This is a genomic window from Vibrio sp. QJM3NY_35 (genome assembly GCF_057785915.1).
In genome coordinates this window covers 229,092-249,824 of record NZ_CM173508.1, presented here as the reverse complement: position 1 = coordinate 249,824, position 20,733 = coordinate 229,092, and the positions used below count along the sequence as shown (strand labels likewise).

Below are 20,733 nucleotides of genomic sequence, written 5' to 3'. Positions count from 1 at the left end.
TTTTTGTAGCACCCTACTTTAGAGAGAGCTTAAACACTAGTGTTGTAAACACATGAGGTATAGAAAACCCAAGCATTAAACCTAGTGTTGAGGAATCAACTGTTGCTGATGTTGCAAAATTCACAATGAAGAGAAGAGCAAAACAGGCTAATCCAATGTAAGCCACTAACCTAAAAACACTCGGCGGTTCAAAAAACTGCTCGAAGCATGGGTAAGCATCAGTCTCTTGCGGAGATCTTCTTCTTTTCAAGGGGAGTAAAGGTAAAATCAAGGCTGTTGCTAAAGCTGCATAAATCAACCAAGCAAGGTACGCTGTGTATGGGTATGAGACCGCCAGACCGAGTAGTATTACTGCTATATAACCCACCGAGCTTAAAGAGATTAAGCTGTAGTACGGATACTCAGATTGAAAAATTGTTTGGTGTGTGGCTTTAGGCTTCGTAAGCCCTCCCTTAGTTAATCCATTATGGCTGTTAAGTGTTGTCATTTTCTCTGTTTTTTAAATTTTTAATCTTTTGTTTTGCCTCTTGTTCCGATGTTAATAACACAAATGAATCTCTTACATATAGTGGCGTGAGGCCATAATAAGCGAGAGCATCCTGTTCACTAGAAAACGTTTTAGTTGGTGGCGAGGCAACCAGCAAAAACTCAATCAGGCTATCAATTTCGGGCTGAATAAACTCTGGAAGCTCAGCCATAATAGGATCGCCGCCATGTTGTTCTAAAAAGGTTTTAGCTCTCGTCGATAGGTGATCCAACGCAAGCGCTTGAATAACACTGTAGTAATAGCTGTTTTCCATTTGTCTTTTTTCTTTTTATACATTAAGTGTACAAATTAATTTCACATTCTCAAAGGGAGTGAGTGAAATATCTTATAAATCATACATATAATAATAACTCCCTCACCTCCAAATGTAGGCAATACATATGTATTGCCTACGAGTATGTATAGCCATTTCTGTACGGTTTTAGTATCCCAACTTGATGTAAATCACTTAGCACATCTGAAATCACATCTCTTTGAGCTGTAATTTTGGCCTGCACTCCCCTGATGCTTGGGATCGCCTTTCTTGAGACAATTAACTCTTTGATGTCGATTTTCAACTGCTCATCACAACGTGTTTTGGCTGCAAAAACTTCACTCTCATTTTCTAATTCGACTGCTCCTGAGTGTGTGTTGGCTGTATCTAAAGTTGACTGCGAAACCACGTCAGCACAAGGGTTTGAGCACTCATTTTTGTGAGTGTGTTTGAGTGTGTTTAACTGTGCAGACAACGGTTTTTTAACTGCATGCATTACTAAAGTCAGAAAAACTGAAACTAACTCAAGGCACAAACTTGCGACTAAAGAGATCTCCTTACCGTAGCGATCAACCACAGACTCATCAGGCGAAAGGTTAGCTAACTGAACCGTCAAGCTAGCCACTTTAGCGTTAAGAGGAGCAATCTTGTCTAGCGTAGATGAAGAACGTGATATCAGGTTTGCGTCTTGTTGCCTGCTCGCGAGTGTGCGCAAATCATCAATTTCTCTCTCGTAGCTCTCTATTTGAGAAGATAGGGCAATATATTGCTGAGAAGTTGCTTTTGCAGCTTGTACACCGTTGTCGATTGCGCTCATTGAAGCAACAAATGAAACTGTTGATAATGTAAGTCCGAGTGCGCCACCGAACAATGCAGACAAGAACATTTTTTGTCGCCAGAGGAAAACAACGAATATAGGGCATAATGTTTTGCAGGCATCGAGGATTAGTCCCATCGAGGCCATTGTTTTTGGCTGATTGAATTCTTTACCTAGATTTTCCATGAACTGGAAAGTAAGCAGGGCAGAGAGAGATGCAGCAGCAACTGCTAAGAGTAGGGATGTGATTTGTACAAAATGATTATTCATAGAAGTAGTGTTTTTAGTTTATGTATTACATGTGTAATACATAAATAATTAGCAGTCCACCCCTAACGAAAATAAAAACAAAAAAAAGTGTATTACATATGTAATACACCATCAAATAGAGAAAAATACTGTCAATTTATCAACTACATTTCATCAATGAGCTTTAACAATGCTTCTTGATCGATATCATCTTTCATTTCAGTCAATGCTCTCATGAGTTTAGCAGGCGAGACTTTACGCTTACTGTCTTTCTGTAACTCTTCTACCCAACGATTTACAGCCGCTTTATCTTGTAATGATAATCTCATGGTTAGTGGGCTGACCTTGTAAGTTGTCGTAGTTTTCTCGTTAACAGTCGTGAGACGGCGCTCTTTTTTACTATCTGTTTTTTGTTCATCAGATTGTTTTGAAAGATTAGCTAATGATGATTTAGCGCCTCTCGATTTAAGTTTGTTCATAATATTTATTCTAGTTTTATATACTTAGTATTGATTTTAGCTCAGTGGCTAAAGCGCGGTAATCGTTGTTAACAATCGAGCCTTTCTTAAACAACCGAACGGGCATGGAGCAAGCGTTCGCTTTACCGACATCTTCGCTTCTGCGAATTTGGGCTTTAAGCAAGTTTTGACTAATAGATTCTAACTCACCATCAATAAACTCATTGATAATCGAATTCCGAGAATCAACCTCATTGCGCAAGACTCGGTATTCAAAATCATCCAATATTTCCTCCGTCGCTTCTAGCAATGGCGCTATACCATCTAGAGAGAACGCTCCCGAATCAACTGTGATAAGAAGCAAATTTGAGGCTTGAATAGCGTTGAGAGTTGTAAGAGAAAGATTTGGTGGAGTGTCAAGGAGAATCACATCAAAATCTTGCTCTAGCTTACCTAACGCTCGCTCCAAGATTCTTTCACGATTGATTTTAGTGAGAGATGTTTCGATGATTCTGCTGAGTTGATAGTCGGCAGGTATAACAAAAAGATTCTCAATTTCCTTTTCATCGACAAGGGCAGGGCGCACCAACTTGTTGATATCGGCAACTTTTGGCTTATCAAACAAATGAGCAATTGTCTCCTCAAACTCAAATGCCCCTTTACCACCGAGCAATGTTTTTGAACAGTTGCCTTGTGGATCTAGATCGATGATTAAGACTTTTAATTTTCTTGAAAACTCAGAACCGAGGTTTACACAAGTACTTGATTTACCAACACCTCCCTTCTGGTTGGCTACTGGGATTACTACATTTTTCTGTTTCATGATATGATTAATCTGTTGTGTATTACTTATGTATTACATATAGCAATTAATAATCAAACATGCAACTCTAGCCATCCATTCCGAGCAAAAAAGCCCTACAGTTTTAGCTGAGTAGGCTCTTTGTGTACTTAGGGATAAATCTAAGCTGTTTAATAAGTTTGCAGCAGCATAAAACATAAGGGGCGTTAGCCCCTCTCTTTATAGCAACAAAACCTCTATAAAAACTTCTCAGCAATCGCTTTCTTTCCCTTGGGATCAGACGATTCCAAACGGTCTTTTTCTGGATAATAGTAACCCGTAACCGAAAGATCATAATCTCCAATATCTACTCTAATCGAAAGCTCCGTACCATCTCCCCACGTATCGCGTACTTGTGATTTACAGATCTCACCATGTAACTCAAACTCGAATTCGCCTTCTTGTTTTCTATAATTAGTGAGTGCAGCTTTTAACAAGGCTTCGGAGATTTTTTCTCTTTTTTTCTTAGAGAACATCTCTAGGCTCCACTCCTTGATTGGGCCATACATACCGCTTGCGTTAAGAGCATCGAGGATTTTTCGCATATGCCCACCTGTGAACTGATTTACTAGTAATGATGAGCGTGAGCCATGGGGACTACCCAGTAAACAACTCCTTAGGTTCCACCATGTTTCGGCAACTTGAGCATCTCTAGCGTTCTTAGCCAACTCTTGAACACACCACGCCAGCGCATCTCGACTACGTATAGTGCCATCACCCTCTAACTCGACATCAATTGCCTCAACAATCACTGGGTAAGCATGGTCACTGTATAGAGCAACATCTGTACGATAGGCATGTAGACCAACTAATTGATTAGCTTCACTCACCAATTTATTGGCAGCCTCCTCTGAGTAGGGGCAGGTCACAAAACCTCGGACAAACGAAATAGTGTGGTCAGCACCTCTGTACAGTTGATTTAGTGAGCTATCTGAGGTTGATTTTGCATCTTGAGGGATCATTAGTATCGGATGCCAATCAGGATAATGATCAATTGAGTTACCAAGGCGTTCCAACAACCGACTTAGTTCAGCTTGCGCTTTGTCTCGGTCACTTAAATTTTTTGTTAAATACTGTAGTGCTGCTGCATTTGACTCTGCTGCAGCAACGGGAAAACGAAATTCCATACAATCACCATTTACGTAAAGTTCATTACTTACGTAAAATGTATCAGTAGCGGTAGTGCGTTGCAACACGTAAAGTATAATATTTACTCAATAGTGTTTTAAGGGTATACCTCTATAACACCAATAATAGAAACCAAGCCCAAAAGAAACTGACAAGTTGATCAAATGTGGCGAGGGTGGTTAGGGAGAAAAACAGTGTTACCTACAAAAAATCGGTGTGGTTTATGACAAATATGAGCGAGCTAACAAAGTATTTTCGTGAAGAGCTAGATGATGATGCGCTCTACGAATATCGTATTGATGATTTATCGATGAAGGGGGAGCGAGTTGATTTTTTGCTAACCATAGTCTTGTATGATGAGCACCACCTGACACCGCTGAGTAGGTGGCGGATCACTTGTAAATATTGTTGTGGTGTTTATATCGACAAGTGCGAAATTCATAGAGATTTTCGCCTAAAATATGACCTGTTGATGATTGGTCGGTCATCATTTAAAGGCAGCCATTTTAGTTGCGTGAGACTAGGAGATTTATCGTGACATTGTTCGGTTTCTGGAAAGTGGTCTCTTGGCTTCACTCGTACCATCACTAGCCAACCTATATTTCGGTACTTAGAGTCATAGGTAGGGTAACTTTTCTTTATTAAAAACGTATGCACTAATCTAAATTAGAGTATTTAAGTCTACTTAAAACAATAGCTTGCGACTAAGTTTTAGTCCCGTATACTCATGATTGCCACTCATGGTAATGTTTCAAACGGCGTACATAGCTGACTATAATACACAAAGCTAAAAAGCAATGGAGGTTATCGATGCAAGTTGAGTTGACTAAGGAGCAAGTAAACACGATCTTATTTCTTATTAGAGCAGAGATGAATGGTATTTGTGGCGATATAGGGTACTCCGAGCTATCAAAAATCAAGAGCGTTCTTGAGCAAGAACTAGCTTGCTCAAATTCGACCTCTTTAGATGATTCCGCGTAGACGTTGAGGTGCTATGGCTTAGAATGGAATATCTAAGCCGCTTCTATCCCTGAGATAGTTATGGCCTCTCCTCTAGGAATGCACATCAGGGCTAGATAACCTAGAATTGTTACGTAACGAACCTAACCCTCGTTGAAGTTAACCAATTGAACCATTGCCCTGTTTAGCCAAAATTTAGTGGATTAGTTATGTCTCATGATTATGATAAAGGCGACACTGCAATAGTCGCAAAGGCTCTTTTGAGGATGCTTACTCTTTGGGGGCTGGATGATTCGACTCAACTCAAGGTGCTTGGGATGCCAGTTAGTGATAGCACAATGTTACACGACATGAGGGATGGCATTCATGGCCTACCGGATGATCAGGATGTCAGGTCACGAGCAAGACACTTACTAACAATACATAAGCGCCTCAGAATACTCTACCCACGAAATAGAGAACTGCTCTATGGTTGGGTTAACATGCATAACAAAAAACTTGATGAACTAACACCTATTGATGTAATGATATCTGGGGACTATCAGAGGGTGATAAAACTGTTGAATCAACAGGTTCAGCGTTAACGCCTCGGGGGGCTATGTTAACTGCTGATCTAATCTACATTGGCAGAGATATTATCCAGTATTAAATTCCTGAACTGAACAACACCAAACTTACGATTTGTCTTTATATCTGGAACTTATGTTATGAATATAAAGGGCCAGTGCAACAAATTGCACCTAACTGCAAAAAATAGACAGAATAAGCTGGAAGGGCATTATATTACCACACACTAAGCAGCTACTAACTGTAATTATACTTCCCCATAAACCCTTGTAAAGTCAGATTTTAATAACATAAATTAGACTTCAGTATCAAATCATAAAATACACTCTCAAAAACATCATTTATAACCCATTAGCTCAGTTATAGTGACAGCTCTACTAAATTACAGGAGCAGAGATGAGCCATTATAATGAGTTGGAAACACATCAGGAGTTCATCGATATGGGTAACTACGGTGGAGCCACTCCCTTCAGTGCACCCATACAAGAATTATTGTGTGGCAAGGTTATTAACCACTTCCAACTGTTTCAGTCATGTGGGGATAGCCCAAACTCCACCGTCCACATTGGGCAATTTGAACTATTGGATAAAACTACTAATCAGATCTTATTGAAAATTAGATTTGGTGACCCACTTAATCCTGAACCACCACTGGTAGGGCGCGGGTTGTACGTAGAACATGTTCATAGCGATGTTTATGCGCAGGGTATCCTTGTGGGTATTGTCATAAATCAACTATTCAAGCAGTGTTCAGACCTTATGTTCGTTAGAATCTCTCGTTCTATAAATCTGTCGAGATATTCTTGTACTTTAAACAGTTATGAGCATCGATTTTTTACACGACCCAACACTCGCACTGTACAAGATTATATTCCTGATGACATGCGGAAATTAACGAGGGTTAATGCTCGGGAGTTATTGATTGCGTGGGGAGCTACTGATGTTCAGATTCACGACATTACTATGAATGACGATATGAAGGCTCTCAGCGACATTCAAGCGATTCAGGATATGTTAGATGTAACATTTAATAACCCAACAAATCGGAATGGATTTATGTCTATGACTAATCGCAACCCGCCATTTCATGGTCTTACTCCTATCGAGTATCTAACAAAAAATCCAGCTAGAGCGATAGAGATTGCAGAGCACATTCGCTCAATAGGAATACCATGGTAGTCGGAGTGGAGAACTACATATGAATGAGTTTATATTTGAACACTTACCAGCTTTTTTTGGGTTGGGCTTGGGGTTAGCTGTTGGTATGCCATTAGGAATGGTACTAACGCTCCGCAACTTTAAGAAAAATAGAGGAAAGTAAGCTCCTTAATCAATCGTCATTTTGCCTGACTATTGAACGTTTTGAATGATAGTTATAAGATTACTGTGTTGGCGGGGATTATTGGAACGGCTCCCAACTCCGCGACGCCTAATGAGGCTCAGCCGATAGGAAAACCTAGCATAACTACGTGCTAGGTTTTTCATTATCATCATACCACCCCATTTCCTGATCAATTTCTGATAATTCGGCGAGAGACTCTAGTCGTAACTCCCGAACATCAGCCTCAAAACCATTTATAGTGTCCTCTATTGAACGTGTCGTATTGCCAGCCCCTTGATTTAGGCCAATACCATGACGTAGACCTATTGAAAGGAATTCATACAACTCATTGAGCGCTTGAACACTGGCTGATTCACATGGAATAACCCTACCGATGAGTTCAGCTAAACCCATTGGCTCCACCTCATCTATGCCTTTTGCCTCAAGAGCAAGCAACAATCTATTTAGGTTATTACGAAACTCTCTCAAACTGATGTTATCTGGTCGCATATCTATCTACCTGCCTTATGTTTATGTGCAACAAGAGTTTAACAAAATCTTAGGGGAATGTATTGCCGAGCAGCCTGTTTAACTAAGGGGTTATAATTTTTATTCTCAGGGCGTTTATCAGTGATAAGGAACCAGCTTATAATGCATACCGCTCTGGCGTTACGTTTTGCTTTGGGATAAAGCGTTAGGAGCTATACTTTATAGAAATTTTGCCCCCTTTCCCTTTATAGTTTTCAGCGTTAACATGTGCGTTCCAAGATACTCGAAATTTACCCAAATCTTGAGCATGTGACGATAACAGGACTCATGCAGTGAAAATGGTTTTTTAGGCTGGTTTGCTCGCTTCGAGACAGTAGTGAGGTAGATACAACTAGTCCAAAACGTTTGCGCCCAAAGGTCTGTTGTTGGGGCATATAGTTTAGGAGTCCCCGAAAAGTGTGTTGAATCATACTTTCAGAGGAAATAATCAGAATCTACTTTTGGAATACGTTAGCCAATAACTAAGCTCTTTATGCCAGTTTTGCCGAAATTAAGGTGTCAGTCTTTATATCAACTTAGTTGAGTGTGAGTTTTTGTTCATTGCTTATGCGTTCTATGGCATCATACTTGTTTTGTAGTGGTACAAGAATATTGAATGCCTCAGAAGATCATAAAATCAAGAGTAAGCCTGCTTGGTAAGTACAAAGGAGTCGTGTTCGGGAAGCATTCCCTAAAGGTGGTAGATAAGTCATCATTGAGAACAATCAAGTACTCTGACATCCTCGGTTTCTGTACTATAAAACGTTCGATTTTGGGTTACAACCTTCGGGTCGCTACTGACGACGGTGTGGTTGTTATTGGTGGTCTGAGCCATAAAAAGACCATTACGCAATTCAACGCCATTAATCGAGCAATTCAAGTAGCAATCGAATCCAAAATAACGAAGACCTACACTCGCTTTTCAAAAGCCGCAGTTGGTCAATATCTGCGTGAGTCGACTATCCCTGATGTTCAAGCGATCATTGAACCAATAGTTCGGTTGTTCAACAAGACACCTGATGCTTGGGAGTCACACCTATCAGGTGAATCACTACAAAAGATTAAGAAGCTATCTGAGTTAAGCCCAATCTCAAGCTCTGCAAACTATCTGAGAGAGTTGCACGTTGGTAGAGTGCTAAGTGCCCGTAAAAACTTCTACGATAGCATTGAGAGCAATCCACTTACTGAAGAACAACGATTATCAGTAGTTCAGCACGATGACTTTAATATGGTTCTTGCTGCTGCTGGGACAGGCAAGACTTCCGTTATGGTCGCAAAGACAACAGATATTCTTGAAAGAAAATTGGCTAAGCCTGAAGAAGTAATGGTGTTGGCTTATGGTAATGCCGCTGCAAAAGAACTTCGTATTCGCTCAAAAGAGCGACTAAAAGCAGCGAATATCCACCACTATGACCTCGATAAGCAAATTTCTACGTTTCATAGCCGTGGCTTTCAGATTATCGCCGCAGCACAGAAACAATCGGTGGAACAGTTCCGTAAGTTGAACATGAGCTGGTTAGTAGAAAAGCCTGCATTGCTTGAATTCATAAATAATTGGCTCGTCACTTTCATCGAAGAGAATGAGGAAAACCTTAACACTTTCATTGAGACTGTATATTACGCATACAACCCATTCCTATCCGAGTCTGAAGAAGCCCACCAAGAAGCATTGAAAGGCAAGAAGTACATCACGCTGAATGGCGTTGAGGTAAAAGGTTATCAAGAGGTACTTATAGGCAACTGGCTATTCAAGAATGGGATCGAATACGTGTATGAGCCTGATTACAGCAATCGTCTTGGTATCAATATTGGTTTTCCATACCGTCCTGATTTCTATGTAAAACCTGTTGAGGGAGCAATCAGCGATCAGATATACATTGAGCACTTTGGTATTGATAGAGAGGGCAATACGAGAGCTGACATCAATAAAGCTAAATACAATCAAGGAATCAAAGACAAGAAAGATCTTCACGAACGGATGGAAACTGAGCTGGTGGATACTTATCACTATGACTGGTGTGAGAGTAATCTTGAGACGGTGCTGGAAGCGAAGCTGAGGGCATTAAATGTAGTCCCTAAACCAATATCGAAAGAAGCGATTCTTGAGGCTGTAAGAAAGCAAGACTTCATTAAAAATGCTGTTAATGAGCTTTCCGAAACGCTATCAGCGGTTCGTTCAGAGGCGATAGAGGGGTATGAAATCCAACGTCGCTTGGAGGTCGCAGAAATCCAAAATGCCCGAAGTCACATGGAATTGATTGAGGGGTTGAGACAAGCCTATGTAGGTGAGTTGCGCAGCCGAAACCAGCTTGATTTCGACGACATGATCCTTTTGGCAACGCAGTATTTGCAAAAGGGCATGTTTAAGCCTGAGTGGAAATACATTTTAGTTGATGAGTTTCAGGATATCTCTGTGTCTAGGTGGAACCTCTTGATGGAGTTGTTGAAAGCATCAGGCTCAAGTCTCACTGTAGTAGGGGACGATTGGCAGGCTATCTATGCGTTTGTTGGTGGTAAGCTCGAATACACGACTAGATTCCAAAATAACGTTGGTAATCATGCCCTGACCAAACTACAAAAGACATTTCGATATAACAATAGTATTGCTGATACTGCTGGTGGGTTTGTAATGAAGAACCCAGAGCAATACCAAAAGCAGATCGTCACTCATACCCAAGCTGAATCATCAGAAGTCTTTCTGATTGACAACTATGATGCCAATGAAAAAGATCCTACTGAAGCTACTTTGAATGCTGTTGACAAAGCAATAAAGGAAATCTTAAGAGAGGATCCTGATGCTTCAATTGGTATATTGACTCGCTACCGAAAGAGCAAAACAGCAGCCGCCCAACGTTTTACCAAGAAGCGTGGGTTCAAGAATATGAAGTTTTGGACGTTGCACGGTTCGAAAGGCTTGGAGGCGGATTACTGCTTTGTTCTGGATTTAAACCAAGGATACTTCGGATTCCCGACTGAAAGGAAAGAAAACGAGATTGTAAGTGCGTTGATGCCAACAGTTGATATGTATCCACATGCCGAAGAACGACGCTTGTTTTATGTAGCGATCACTCGTTCGAAGAAGCGTTGCTATCTGGTTACCGACCCGAAAGAACCATCAGAATTTGTCCTTGAGTTACTAAGTCCAGAATATGACATCAATATCGTGTCGGAACACTTCACTCCAGAGAAATTAGCTGCAAGGAAATGTCCTAACTGTAAGACAGGCTATCTCAAACCAAAGAAAGGTGAGCGTGGCACTTATGTATGTTCGACAGGGCTAGGCTGCCTTACTGAAGCGGTTGACTGTGAATGCTGTTCTGATGGCCTAGCAGTTAAGAAATCGAGACATGGTGAGTGCCTAATTTGTAAGTCTAATTTCCAGCTATGCCCTCGTTGTAAATCCCCCAAAATTACGAGACTAGGTAGATATGGTGTTTATGTTGCCTGTTCTGGTTACAAAGGTGAGGAAAATGAAGATTCATGCAAGTTCAGGGGCAAGCTATCCCCTAAGTTGAAAGGCAAGATTGGGGCGAACGAGCGTATCCCTTACTTTTGAGTTTTGTGGGCTAATCATGAGATTAGGTGATTATTGCTTGGTGTAATATGCAACTTGTAACTTTGAAATAGTATCTGTAGGAGTATTGGCGTGACAACTTTAGTGATAATCGGTAATGGTTTTGATATTCAGAATGGATTACCAACAAGTTATTGGCACTTTCATCGAGATCACCATGATGACCTAGACGAGCATTTTGTCTTTTTCCCTGATTTTTACGATGATCAAGAATGGTCTAACTTTGAAGAAAATTTAGGTGTTTTCAATGAGGATGACTTCAGCGAACAAGCAGTGTTGCAGCCAAGCTTAGATGAACTGGCGGACTCTTCCAGTAGCTTGCTGTATGGCTATGAAGATGAGATATCTATCAAAGTAGATGAATTGGTGGATGCAGTAACAAATACGTTCAATACTTGGATAAGAGCAATAGATATAACTACAGCCTCGCAATTATTTGAATTTTCAAATGGTTCTAAGTTCATTAACTTCAACTATACATCTACTCTTCAAGACATATATTCAGTTCCTGAAGAAGATGTACTGCATATTCATGGTAAAGCCAGATGGAACGTCATATTTGGTCATGGAATCGGAAGTGGCAACCAATCTACATCAATGCCTTGGAATGAAGAGGAGCCTTGGTTCGATGAGTCTCATAGAACAGTTGCTTCAGTAACAGATAAGTTTCACAAGCCAGTAGCTGAGATATTAGAAAGTCATCGTGCTCAGTTAGAAGGCTACGGAGATGTTTCAAAAATCATTGTGATAGGCCATTCGATAAATGAAATCGATGTTCCTTACTTTAGATGCCTCTTGGAGGCCTATCCTGATGCTGCTTGGGAAAACTGGAATTATGGAGATGGTATATCGTATACCCATGACAAGCTACTAACACTAGGTGTGCCAGAAGCTAGACTGACTTCATTATCGTCTAGTGATCTTGGAACAACTTATCCGATAACTGGGCGGACGAGGTAGTTGGTGAGTGTATTCAGCTTGTTATGTGAATTAGTTTGAATGTAATCTGTCGGTTTCGCTTCCACGATGTAACTAGAACTGACAGGTTGCCCTAAATCAGTTCTGCCCCAAAACGATTTAGCTAAAGGTTCTAAAAAAAAAAGCTACCCGAAGGTAGCCTTTTCATTAGCTGTTGCTTAAAACGACTTGCTCATATTCAGCGCGAAGTTGGGCATAATGCTCATGTTGCAATAGACGGTTGTCGCCTAGCTCAATGATATGAGCATCCTGTTTATAGGTGGATAAGGCGTCGTTGTCCATAGCACATAAAATCACTTGATAGCCATTAGGGATATTCTCAGTGACAACATCCATGACTTGCTCATATCGATGCTTTGCCTGCTCTTGTTGGTTAGGAGTATCGATAACAAACGGAGCTAGTTGGCAATGATTAGCATGATTAATCTGGCGAAGAACGGCTAGCTGGTAGGCTAGTGTACCTCGTGTTCCTTCTGCTGCACCGCCACCAAGGATTTTTTTATAATCCATCGGTGCCTTGACATCACTTAGGTTAACTCCAGTAGCTGATAACGCGTTGATGCTTTCGACTAAGTTGCCCATAAATAGCTCGTTCAGCTCGTCCTTATCTTTCTTCTTAACAAGCTTGCGTTGCTCTTTCTTTATGTCTTTCTGCTTGTCCTTAGCATGTTGCGATTGAAGTAGATAGCTTTCTTTTTTCTGAACAACGCTACTGTTGACTTTCTTTTGGGAAACAGCATGAAGAGCTTGCTCAAACGCCTGTTGTTCATTGGATTTATCTTCAGGGGCATCCTCTTTTAAATACTTTTTATTGATTCGCTCGATTTCAGAGGCTACAAAAATCAACTCTTCTGCTAACTCTGCACGTTGTCGATATTTAGATTCAAGTGCAGCCTTAATGCTATTTGCTTGTTGCTCTAAGCCTTCCTTATCAGCTAAAAGCCCCGCACGACTTAGCAGGGAGTTATCGTGTTCAACACCACATAAAGGGCACTCTAGAGAATCTGATGGCACGTTCTCTACTGCGAAAGTGTAATCTTCGTCAAGCTCTCTTGCAGAAGTGCTAGCGATAAGGTGTTGTTGTTCTAAATCATGGATTTCATTTGCTAGCGCTGATTGTTGCTCAAACAGCTCAGATTGGTGAGCAGAAAACGCTGTTAAATCTTTTTCAATCTCCTGCTGAATAGACTCTAATTCTGCTTGAGTAACAGCAATAGTCGGCTCTGGCGCTACCTCTTCAAGGACACTAATTGCGTCTGCAATACGACCTACTTGTTGATTAGCTTCTTGTTCTATAGCTTTTTGCGCAAATACATCTTCTTCGAGATCAAAGTGCTCACTTGGCAAGTAACCACAGAAGTACTTGATTAAGGTTTTTTTGAAATTACTGTATTGACCAAGCCCTTCAAACCCATTCCATGGTTCATCCCAACTTTTCTTTTGGTCGATGTAGAATGGTAGGAAGTAAAAAGCAGGAGGAGGGCAATCAAGGCCATCTTGCCTATTTGCGAGCATAAGATCAAAACCTACTTCTTCTGCGAAATCTTCAGCAAATTGACCTGTTACTTTAGAGTACTTCGTTAATGCAGTACCTTTACGGCCAAAATAAATACCATCTGCGTAGCGGCTAACAATGTATTCCTGTTGATTTACCTTGAAGTACAAGGTGGCCTTAACGTCATTTGAGTTCCACTCTTCGTCAAAATGAGGCTCGCAACCAATGGCCCAGAATAGATTTTTTACTAGTGTTGATTTGCCAATACTATTGTCGCTTCCGGTAACGAGATTGAGTCTCTTCGGAAACGTGAATTGATTCGCCAGTCTTTTCGAATCGGACAGTAGAACTAGACGTTGAAATTGCAAGCCTTTCATTTTTATGCTTCCTAAGATTTCTAATCAATAATTTGTAATTATTTTGCATCATTAAGCCTTTAATAAGCAGTAGATGACTTCTAACAACAGTTCATCTTGGTCATTAACCTTCGAAAGTAAGCCATTGAAGATGGCTTGTTTGCTTAGAGCTTCAAGATAAGTACTATCGTCAGCATAGTTATTTTCATCGACCTTGCTATGAGATTGTTTAAATACGTTCGTAATCTCAATATCTAGTGCGCTCATAAATCCAGCTCTTCGTAGTGCTAGTAAAGCAAGTTTACTCTTGAAAGTGCGCTTTTGTTTTGCTTTCCAACCTAACTCTCTTGCTAAGTCGTCAAAGTCACTTTTTAAATCATCGACACATGGGTGAGTTGTATGCTGAGTGATCACGTTATGTACTTCAGTGGAAGTGAGAGATTTCTTCTCGATAAGTCTTGCCCAATCTCTATAGTCATATTCTACGCGGCCAATTCGTCCCATCTCATCAACAACAGAGCGATAAATGTTTACAGGGTTGCAAAATGCTCCGGGGAACAGCGCATTTACGAGACGTGCAAAGTGAGACAAAACATAATCTTCCTGATTCTTTAACTGTATATCAGGGACAATAAACTGTAAGTGCTCAGGTAGCACTTTAATTCCTAGCTCATTATCAATATCTTGAGTCAAACTTGCCAAATCACTTTCGGCAATGTCTCCAACCTTGATCACGTCCAGCTTCAACCCTTTATCAAGGTTTAGGCTAAACCCGCTTGAGGAGACCAACCCAATAGTTGTAATTCGGTCTTCATATTCTGTATTGATGCAAGAGCTAAGTAACTTCCCTAGAACCGAGTTCTTAAGAGTATCATTAGCACCTTTTTTTCTGTTGGTCAGAGAAGCTGGCGTATACTTAGCCTTCTGGTTTTTTACTTGGTAAAATTCAAATTGAGCTTCATCTGCATCTAAGCTATCTGCAATTACAACATCCTCATGATGCTCAATTAGTAATGCATACTCTTTCTTGTTCTTGTGCTTCTCAATGATCTCGCACAACGCCCAATGAAATTGGAAATTATACTTACCAAAGGTGCTTGCCCCTGCGGATTCTCGCTGAGCTTCTGCGAGTGGATTGTCTGCCATATGACCTAAACCAACTAAAAGTGATTTGTACTTTTAATATGCATGTTAGCATACAATATATTTCTAAATCATTTTATCTCGTTGAACTAGCTCATGAATTTCAAACTCACCTCTTCAAAAGTGAAACCAAACTCATTATGTCCAATAGTGAGCTAAAGTAGATCGACTCATGTTGTGAAGTGTGTCGCACCTCCAGAAGGCAACTGTATTTTTTTTGGTTCGATAAAAAGGGATTCCCGTCTGGTGAACTCGGCGATTTATTAAAACTGTGTCTTGCTCTGAAGATTGAAGGGCTTGATAGTGTCGTCAAGCCATTGAAAAGAATGTAATTAAATAAAAGCTCACGCTGATCACGTGAGCTTTTTTGTTTTTAAGTTCGACACAATTTTACATACATGATGTAGCTTGAATAATGGCTCTTCGTATTTTCTTATAAAATACGCAATCAATAGTGTGTAAATAATGGTATACAGGGTGTTTTAAATATAAAACACAAAAAAAATTGCGTTTATTTTTAATTAGTGATTGAAACTAGAGTTTTTACTAGTTAAGTTACAGGGAACAAGAAGATTAGTGCTGATAGAAAGTGACGTGAGACAACGTACATTCAGCTCAAGGATAGAAAAAAGGAAGAAGTAAGCAATGTTCCAGACTGATGATGTAAGAATTAACAAAGTAAAAGAGTTATTACCCCCTGTTGCTGTTTTAGAAAAGTTTCCAGCGACAGAAGTTGCTTCTTCTACAACCTTTGAAAGCCGCAAAGCGATCCACAATATTTTAGAAGAAAGCGATGACCGCTTGCTTGTTATTGTAGGCCCATGTTCTATTCATGACACAGAAGCTGCTCTTGAATACGGTAAACGTTTGAAAGTGTTGCGCGATGAACTTGGTGATAACCTTGAAATCGTAATGCGTGTTTACTTTGAAAAGCCACGTACAACAGTTGGTTGGAAAGGTCTAATTAATGACCCGTACATGAACGATACGTTCAAGCTAAATGATGGACTTCGTCTAGGTCGTAAGCTACTGCTGGACCTAACTGACATGGGTATGCCAACGGCAAGCGAATTCCTAGATATGATCACGCCTCAATACGTTGCTGACCTAATCAGCTGGGGTGCAATCGGCGCACGTACTACAGAATCTCAAGTTCACCGCGAACTGGCTTCTGGCCTATCTTGCCCAGTTGGATTCAAGAATGGTACTGATGGCAACATCAAGATCGCAACAGATGCTATTCGCTCTGCTAGCGCTTCTCACCACTTCTTATCGGTAACTAAGTACGGTCACTCAGCTATTGTTGAGACAGCAGGTAACCCTGATTGTCATATCATCCTACGTGGTGGTAAAGAGCCAAACTACAGCGCAGAACATGTTGGTAAGATTAAAGAAGAGCTAGCAGCTTCTGGTCTTCCACAAAAAGTGATGATCGATTTCAGCCATGCAAACAGCTCTAAGCAGTTTAAGCGTCAAATGAACGTATCTGATGACGTAAGCGCACAAATTTCTGGTGGCGACAAAGCTATCTTTGGTGTGATGATTGAATCTCACCTTATTGAAGGTCGCCAAGACTTGGTTGACGGCAAAGCTGAAACTTACGGTCAATCTGTGACTGATGCATGTATTGGTTGGGAAGATACTGAGACAGTACTTCGCCAACTGGCAGACGCTGTTGAAGCTCGCCGTAACAAGTAATCTAATTATTACAGCCAGTCACTAAGCGGCTGAAAATTTAAAGCCCTTATTAGCAATCGCTAGTAAGGGCTTTTTTGTAATTCTTAGTTATAAACTGAAAGTATCAGTATTCTTAAATGAGAAAAGACAGTAACTCGTCGACTTTAAGTGACAGTAAAGTTCTATCTTGCTTGGTTTCCACGTTGAGGCGTATTAATGGCTCGGTATTGGACTTTCTTAAGTTGAAGCGCCATGTGCCCATATTGACGCTGATCCCGTCTGTGTGAACGATTTCAACGGCATTATCTTGGTAGTGCGATAACACGCAAGCCATGACTTGTTCTGGATCTGAGACTCTTCGATTGATCTCCCCAGAAGAGGGGAATCTATCTATACTGGTACTCGTTAATTGGTGAAGAGATTGTTGAGTTTTACTAATCAACTCAATCACTAACAGCCAAGGAATCATTCCCGAGTCGCAATACCCAAAATCACGAAAGTAGTGATGTGCACTCATTTCTCCACCGTACACCGCATTCAGCTCTCGCATTTTTTCTTTGATGAGCGCATGCCCAGCTTTGACGCCAATAGCGTTTCCACTAAGCTTGTTAGCAACTTCAATCGTGTTCCATGTCATACGCATATCATGCAACACAGTGGCGTTAGGCTCTTTAAGTAAGAATGCTTCGGTGAGCAGACCAACGATATAGTAACCCTCAATGTAATTACCTTGTTCATCAAAGAAAAAGCATCGGTCGAAGTCTCCATCCCAAGCAATTCCAAGGTTGGCAGAATGCTCTAAAACGGCATCTCGAGTGGCTGCTTGGTTCTCTCTAATCAAAGGGTTTGGAATACCATTTGGGAAGTTTTCATCAGGGTTATGATGAACTTTGATGAAGGTGATAGGGACACCGAGTTCGTTAAATTTATTCTCTAAAGCATCAATGACATGTCCTGCAACGCCGTTTCCTGCGTTAACAACAATCTTCATCGGTGACAGCTTTGATGGGGTTATGTACGAGAGTAAGTGGTCTACATAAGGAGTGAGAATGCTGGTCGATCGGCTAGAGTTATTTGATTGTACATGACCGACAGATAAATCACTGTTCAGCTTTTGATTCAATACTTTAATGCGTAGTTTGATTTCATCTAAGCCACTGTTTTTACTTATTGGGCTAGCGTCCAAGCCGACCAATTTCATTCCGTTGTAATTGATTGGGTTATGACTTGCCGTAATTTGGGTTCCGCCAATGGCGCCAAGGTGGCGAGTTGCAAAGTAGACTTCTTCAGTCCCTGTCATTCCAAGGTCAACGACGGTTATTCCAGACTCGATTAAGCCTTTGGTCATGGCTTCTTGTAATGAAAGGGACGTTTCTCGGTTATCACGACCAATCACCACTTGAGCCAAGCCATCGAATGGGGTTTCAGGCGCAGCAGACAGGACGTATTCGCCAAATGCCTTACCGAGCAGGTAGGCTAGTGGCTCATTGATTTGTTTACCAATGACGCCGCGGATATCGTTGTTCTTAAAGCAGCTCAGGTCTAATGTTGGTTTCATCGATTTGTCGCTGCTTTATTTCGTTTGGTTGTGCTTTGATGACTGGACTTGTTGCTTGCGCACGTCTCGCCCATAGCTGTCTTGATATCGAATGATGTCGTCTTCACTTAAATGACTGCCTGTTTGTACTTCAATCATCTCGAGTGGGAGATCCCCTGGGTTTTCTAGGCTGTGAATATGGCCTAAAGGGATGTAAGTGGATTGATCTTCTTCAACCAGATAGGTTTTTTCATCGTTGGTCACTTTCGCAGTACCCGCCACTACTACCCAATGTTCCGCTCTATGGTGATGCATTTGTAACGACAACTTGTGACCGGGTTTTACGGTGATACGTTTAACTTTGTCGCGTTTGCCTAGATCGATTACATCGTATTTACCCCAAGGTCTAAACACTTCGCGGTGATGAACATGTTCTGTGCGATTTGCTTGATTCAGCTGGCTGACAATCGATTTCACGCCTTGAACTTTGTCTTTATTCGCAACCAATATAGCGTCTTTGGTTTCGACAATAATCAGGTTATCGACGCCTACCGTAGCAACCAGCTTATTTTCAGCATGGATGTAGTTGTGTTGAGAGTCGACGGTCAACACATCACCTTCAATGACGTTATTGTGCTCATCTTTTTCGCTTACATCCCAAATAGCAGACCATGAGCCAATATCGTTCCAGCCGGCATCCATCGGGATCACTGCGGCGTGTGAGGTCTTTTCCATCACGGCATAATCGATAGAATCACTCGGACTGCTTTTGAATGCTTCAGCGTCTATACGGATAAAGTCGAGGTCGGTATTTTGCTTTGCAAGAGCGAGTTTACAAGCCGCTAATATCTCAGGGTGGTGTTCGGCGAGTTCTTCAACATAGCGTGATGCCTTAAACATGAACATGCCACTGTTCCATAGGTATTGTCCCGAATCAATGTACTGCTCTGCAGTTGCTAGGTCGGGCTTTTCAACGAAGCACTCTATGGCGTAGGCGTGATTGATTGGCTGCTCTGTCCTATTAGTATCAGTTTTAACACTGGAGGAAAGAGGCTCTCCCTGCTTGATATAGCCATAGCCAGTCTCTGGGGCGTCAGGTGTTATACCGAATGTCACCAGTGTGCCTTGTTTTGCATAATCAACACCACGACTAATCGCTTGTTGGAATTCAGAGGTTTTCGCGATGTGATGATCAGCAGCCAGCACTAGCAAGATAGGATCGTATGCGCTTTGTTCTTTAAGCGCTGGTTTACTTAATGCCTTTAAGGCGGCAAGCGCAATAGCTGGGGCTGTGTTTCTACCGACTGGCTCTAACAGTATTCCACTGTGTTGGATATTGGATGCTCGAGCTTGTTCAGCGGCAATAAAGCGATGTTCTTCATTACAGATAATGAAAGGGGCATCGCATTTACTATCCATCAAGTGCTCTTCAAGACCTTGCAGGCGTTGAAGCGTTTGCTGAAGCATTGACTGCTCACCGGCTATATTGAGAAATTGCTTAGGGTAAAGCTCGCGAGACAGTGGCCAGAGACGACTTCCGGAGCCGCCGGCTAGAATGACAGGTAAAATCATAGCGTGGTAATTGGGTGCTTTAAAATACTGGCGCCATGTTACCACGCTTCACTCTTTTTCATTATCGATAACCCATTTAGTTACCTATAAACAGTAGATACGCTGCTTATTGATGACCTGATGGATTTGAAATAGCCATATCTTGAACTTCGCTAAAACCTTGCGGGTCGATTTTGAGTGTTTGTGTTGGGAAAGCGATATCTGCATTGTGCTTGTGAATGATTGCTAGCACCTGCAGTAGCACATCTTGTTTCACTTCATGGTATCTCACCCAGTTGACCGTTTTGGTGAAGGTATAGATAAAGAAGTTCAGCGTTGATGGGCCAAACTTGTCAAAGTTAACAATGAGCGTTTGCTTAGCATCGATATCTGGGTGCGTTTCAAGCATGGCTTTTACGTCATCCACGATAGCAGCTAACTTGCTCGCGTCTTCGTAACGAAGCCCAAAGGTTTCATTAATTCGGCGGTTTAGCATTCGCGATGGGTTTTCCACCACAATGTTACTGAATACTGAGTTTGGCACGTACAACGGTCGTTTATCAAAGGTGCGAATAATGGTCATGCGCCAGCCAATACGTTCGACAGTACCTTCGATTTGACGGTCGGGAGAGCGAATCCAATCACCGACTTTAAAAGGTCGGTCGAAGTAGATCATCATGCCACCAAAGAAGTTCGAGAGTAGATCTTTTGCTGCCAAACCGACAATCAAACCTTTTCCTAATACTGAGTTTT

16 protein-coding genes and 2 pseudogenes are annotated in these 20,733 nt (G+C 41.3%); 6 read left to right on the top strand and 12 right to left on the bottom strand.

What is annotated here, in order from left to right:
- Positions 1-13 precede the first annotated feature (13 nt).
- From AC3CH3_RS16550 to AC3CH3_RS16525, 6 genes are all read right to left on the bottom strand, one after another.
- Complete coding sequence (locus tag AC3CH3_RS16550; RefSeq protein ID WP_488538718.1) at positions 14-487, bottom strand: hypothetical protein; 474 nt, start codon at positions 485-487, stop codon at positions 14-16.
- Complete coding sequence (locus tag AC3CH3_RS16545) at positions 474-800, bottom strand: hypothetical protein (RefSeq protein ID WP_488538717.1); 327 nt, start codon at positions 798-800, stop codon at positions 474-476. The genes AC3CH3_RS16550 and AC3CH3_RS16545 overlap by 14 nt, the downstream gene beginning before the upstream one ends.
- A gap of 136 nt (positions 801-936) precedes the next feature.
- On the bottom strand, positions 937-1,887 hold the full coding sequence (locus AC3CH3_RS16540) for a hypothetical protein (protein WP_488538716.1): 951 nt from the start codon (positions 1,885-1,887) through the stop codon (positions 937-939).
- Between the two features lie 143 nt (positions 1,888-2,030).
- Entirely contained in the window at positions 2,031-2,345 is a 315-nt protein-coding gene (locus AC3CH3_RS16535) for a hypothetical protein (RefSeq protein WP_488538715.1), read from the bottom strand.
- A 16-nt stretch (positions 2,346-2,361) separates the two neighbouring features.
- Positions 2,362-3,147 (bottom strand): ParA family protein, encoded by a 786-nt coding sequence (locus AC3CH3_RS16530; protein WP_488538714.1) that lies wholly within the window; start codon positions 3,145-3,147, stop codon positions 2,362-2,364.
- Positions 3,148-3,362: 215 nt separating this feature from the next.
- A complete protein-coding gene (locus tag AC3CH3_RS16525) occupies positions 3,363-4,292 on the bottom strand; it encodes a hypothetical protein (protein WP_488538713.1) in 930 nt (309 codons plus the stop codon).
- Between the two features lie 224 nt (positions 4,293-4,516).
- Here AC3CH3_RS16525 and AC3CH3_RS16520 point away from each other — a divergent pair, with 224 nt between their 5' ends.
- Both AC3CH3_RS16520 and AC3CH3_RS16515 read left to right on the top strand, forming a co-directional pair.
- On the top strand, positions 4,517-4,831 hold the full coding sequence (locus AC3CH3_RS16520; protein WP_488538712.1) for a hypothetical protein: 315 nt from the start codon (positions 4,517-4,519) through the stop codon (positions 4,829-4,831).
- Positions 4,832-6,216: 1,385 nt separating this feature from the next.
- A complete protein-coding gene (locus AC3CH3_RS16515; RefSeq protein WP_488538711.1) occupies positions 6,217-6,999 on the top strand; it encodes a hypothetical protein in 783 nt (260 codons plus the stop codon).
- 286 nt (positions 7,000-7,285) lie between these two features.
- On the opposite strand, the gene AC3CH3_RS16510 is transcribed toward AC3CH3_RS16515, so the two are convergent.
- Positions 7,286-7,651 carry a hypothetical protein gene (locus tag AC3CH3_RS16510; protein ID WP_488538710.1) on the bottom strand — a complete coding sequence of 122 codons (366 nt, stop codon included), beginning with the start codon at positions 7,649-7,651 and terminating at the stop codon, positions 7,286-7,288.
- A 634-nt stretch (positions 7,652-8,285) separates the two neighbouring features.
- Here AC3CH3_RS16510 and AC3CH3_RS16505 point away from each other — a divergent pair.
- On the top strand, positions 8,286-11,225 hold the full coding sequence (locus AC3CH3_RS16505; protein WP_488538709.1) for a UvrD-helicase domain-containing protein: 2,940 nt from the start codon (positions 8,286-8,288) through the stop codon (positions 11,223-11,225).
- 90 nt (positions 11,226-11,315) lie between these two features.
- Positions 11,316-12,203, top strand: a complete 888-nt coding sequence (locus AC3CH3_RS16500) for a bacteriophage abortive infection AbiH family protein (RefSeq protein ID WP_488538708.1) — start codon at positions 11,316-11,318, stop codon at positions 12,201-12,203.
- A gap of 165 nt (positions 12,204-12,368) precedes the next feature.
- On the opposite strand, the gene AC3CH3_RS16495 is transcribed toward AC3CH3_RS16500, so the two are convergent.
- Complete coding sequence (locus AC3CH3_RS16495) at positions 12,369-14,093, bottom strand: hypothetical protein (protein WP_488538707.1); 1,725 nt, start codon at positions 14,091-14,093, stop codon at positions 12,369-12,371.
- Positions 14,094-14,144: 51 nt separating this feature from the next.
- Positions 14,145-15,218, bottom strand: a complete 1,074-nt coding sequence (locus tag AC3CH3_RS16490) for a DUF4297 domain-containing protein (protein ID WP_488538706.1) — start codon at positions 15,216-15,218, stop codon at positions 14,145-14,147.
- A 206-nt stretch (positions 15,219-15,424) separates the two neighbouring features.
- Between AC3CH3_RS16490 and AC3CH3_RS16485 the strand changes: the two are divergent.
- Both AC3CH3_RS16485 and aroG read left to right on the top strand, forming a co-directional pair.
- A pseudogene (locus tag AC3CH3_RS16485) lies at positions 15,425-15,547 on the top strand (putative quorum-sensing-regulated virulence factor); the annotation flags it as partial.
- 313 nt (positions 15,548-15,860) lie between these two features.
- Entirely contained in the window at positions 15,861-16,913 is a 1,053-nt protein-coding gene (gene aroG / locus AC3CH3_RS16480) for a 3-deoxy-7-phosphoheptulonate synthase AroG (RefSeq protein ID WP_488538705.1), read from the top strand.
- A 112-nt stretch (positions 16,914-17,025) separates the two neighbouring features.
- Here aroG and AC3CH3_RS16475 read toward each other — a convergent pair whose 3' ends face one another.
- The 3 genes and pseudogenes from AC3CH3_RS16475 to AC3CH3_RS16465 all read right to left on the bottom strand — a co-directional run.
- Positions 17,026-18,450, bottom strand: a complete 1,425-nt coding sequence (locus tag AC3CH3_RS16475) for a phosphohexomutase domain-containing protein (RefSeq protein WP_488538704.1) — start codon at positions 18,448-18,450, stop codon at positions 17,026-17,028.
- Positions 18,451-18,465: 15 nt separating this feature from the next.
- A complete protein-coding gene (locus tag AC3CH3_RS16470; RefSeq protein WP_029405293.1) occupies positions 18,466-20,001 on the bottom strand; it encodes a mannose-1-phosphate guanylyltransferase/mannose-6-phosphate isomerase in 1,536 nt (511 codons plus the stop codon).
- Between the two features lie 106 nt (positions 20,002-20,107).
- Positions 20,108-20,713, bottom strand: a pseudogene (locus AC3CH3_RS16465) (mechanosensitive ion channel family protein); the annotation flags it as partial.
- Positions 20,714-20,733: the final 20 nt, after the last annotated feature.

Excerpts from the sequence above, each read along its gene's own strand:
- AC3CH3_RS16515 (WP_488538711.1), top strand. The coding sequence starts at position 6,217 with ATGAGCCATTATAATGAGTTGGAAACACATCAGGAGTTCATCGATATG.
- aroG (WP_488538705.1), top strand. The coding sequence starts at position 15,861 with ATGTTCCAGACTGATGATGTAAGAATTAACAAAGTAAAAGAGTTATTA.
- AC3CH3_RS16550 (WP_488538718.1), bottom strand. The coding sequence starts at position 487 with ATGACAACACTTAACAGCCATAATGGATTAACTAAGGGAGGGCTTACG.
- AC3CH3_RS16490 (WP_488538706.1), bottom strand. The coding sequence starts at position 15,218 with ATGGCAGACAATCCACTCGCAGAAGCTCAGCGAGAATCCGCAGGGGCA.
- AC3CH3_RS16520 (WP_488538712.1), top strand. The coding sequence starts at position 4,517 with ATGACAAATATGAGCGAGCTAACAAAGTATTTTCGTGAAGAGCTAGAT.
- AC3CH3_RS16540 (WP_488538716.1), bottom strand. The coding sequence starts at position 1,887 with ATGAATAATCATTTTGTACAAATCACATCCCTACTCTTAGCAGTTGCT.
- AC3CH3_RS16470 (WP_029405293.1), bottom strand. The coding sequence starts at position 20,001 with ATGATTTTACCTGTCATTCTAGCCGGCGGCTCCGGAAGTCGTCTCTGG.
- AC3CH3_RS16525 (WP_488538713.1), bottom strand. The coding sequence starts at position 4,292 with ATGGAATTTCGTTTTCCCGTTGCTGCAGCAGAGTCAAATGCAGCAGCA.
- AC3CH3_RS16505 (WP_488538709.1), top strand. The coding sequence starts at position 8,286 with ATGCCTCAGAAGATCATAAAATCAAGAGTAAGCCTGCTTGGTAAGTAC.
- AC3CH3_RS16535 (WP_488538715.1), bottom strand. The coding sequence starts at position 2,345 with ATGAACAAACTTAAATCGAGAGGCGCTAAATCATCATTAGCTAATCTT.
- AC3CH3_RS16530 (WP_488538714.1), bottom strand. The coding sequence starts at position 3,147 with ATGAAACAGAAAAATGTAGTAATCCCAGTAGCCAACCAGAAGGGAGGT.
- AC3CH3_RS16495 (WP_488538707.1), bottom strand. The coding sequence starts at position 14,093 with ATGAAAGGCTTGCAATTTCAACGTCTAGTTCTACTGTCCGATTCGAAA.
- AC3CH3_RS16510 (WP_488538710.1), bottom strand. The coding sequence starts at position 7,651 with ATGCGACCAGATAACATCAGTTTGAGAGAGTTTCGTAATAACCTAAAT.
- AC3CH3_RS16475 (WP_488538704.1), bottom strand. The coding sequence starts at position 18,450 with ATGAAACCAACATTAGACCTGAGCTGCTTTAAGAACAACGATATCCGC.
- AC3CH3_RS16545 (WP_488538717.1), bottom strand. The coding sequence starts at position 800 with ATGGAAAACAGCTATTACTACAGTGTTATTCAAGCGCTTGCGTTGGAT.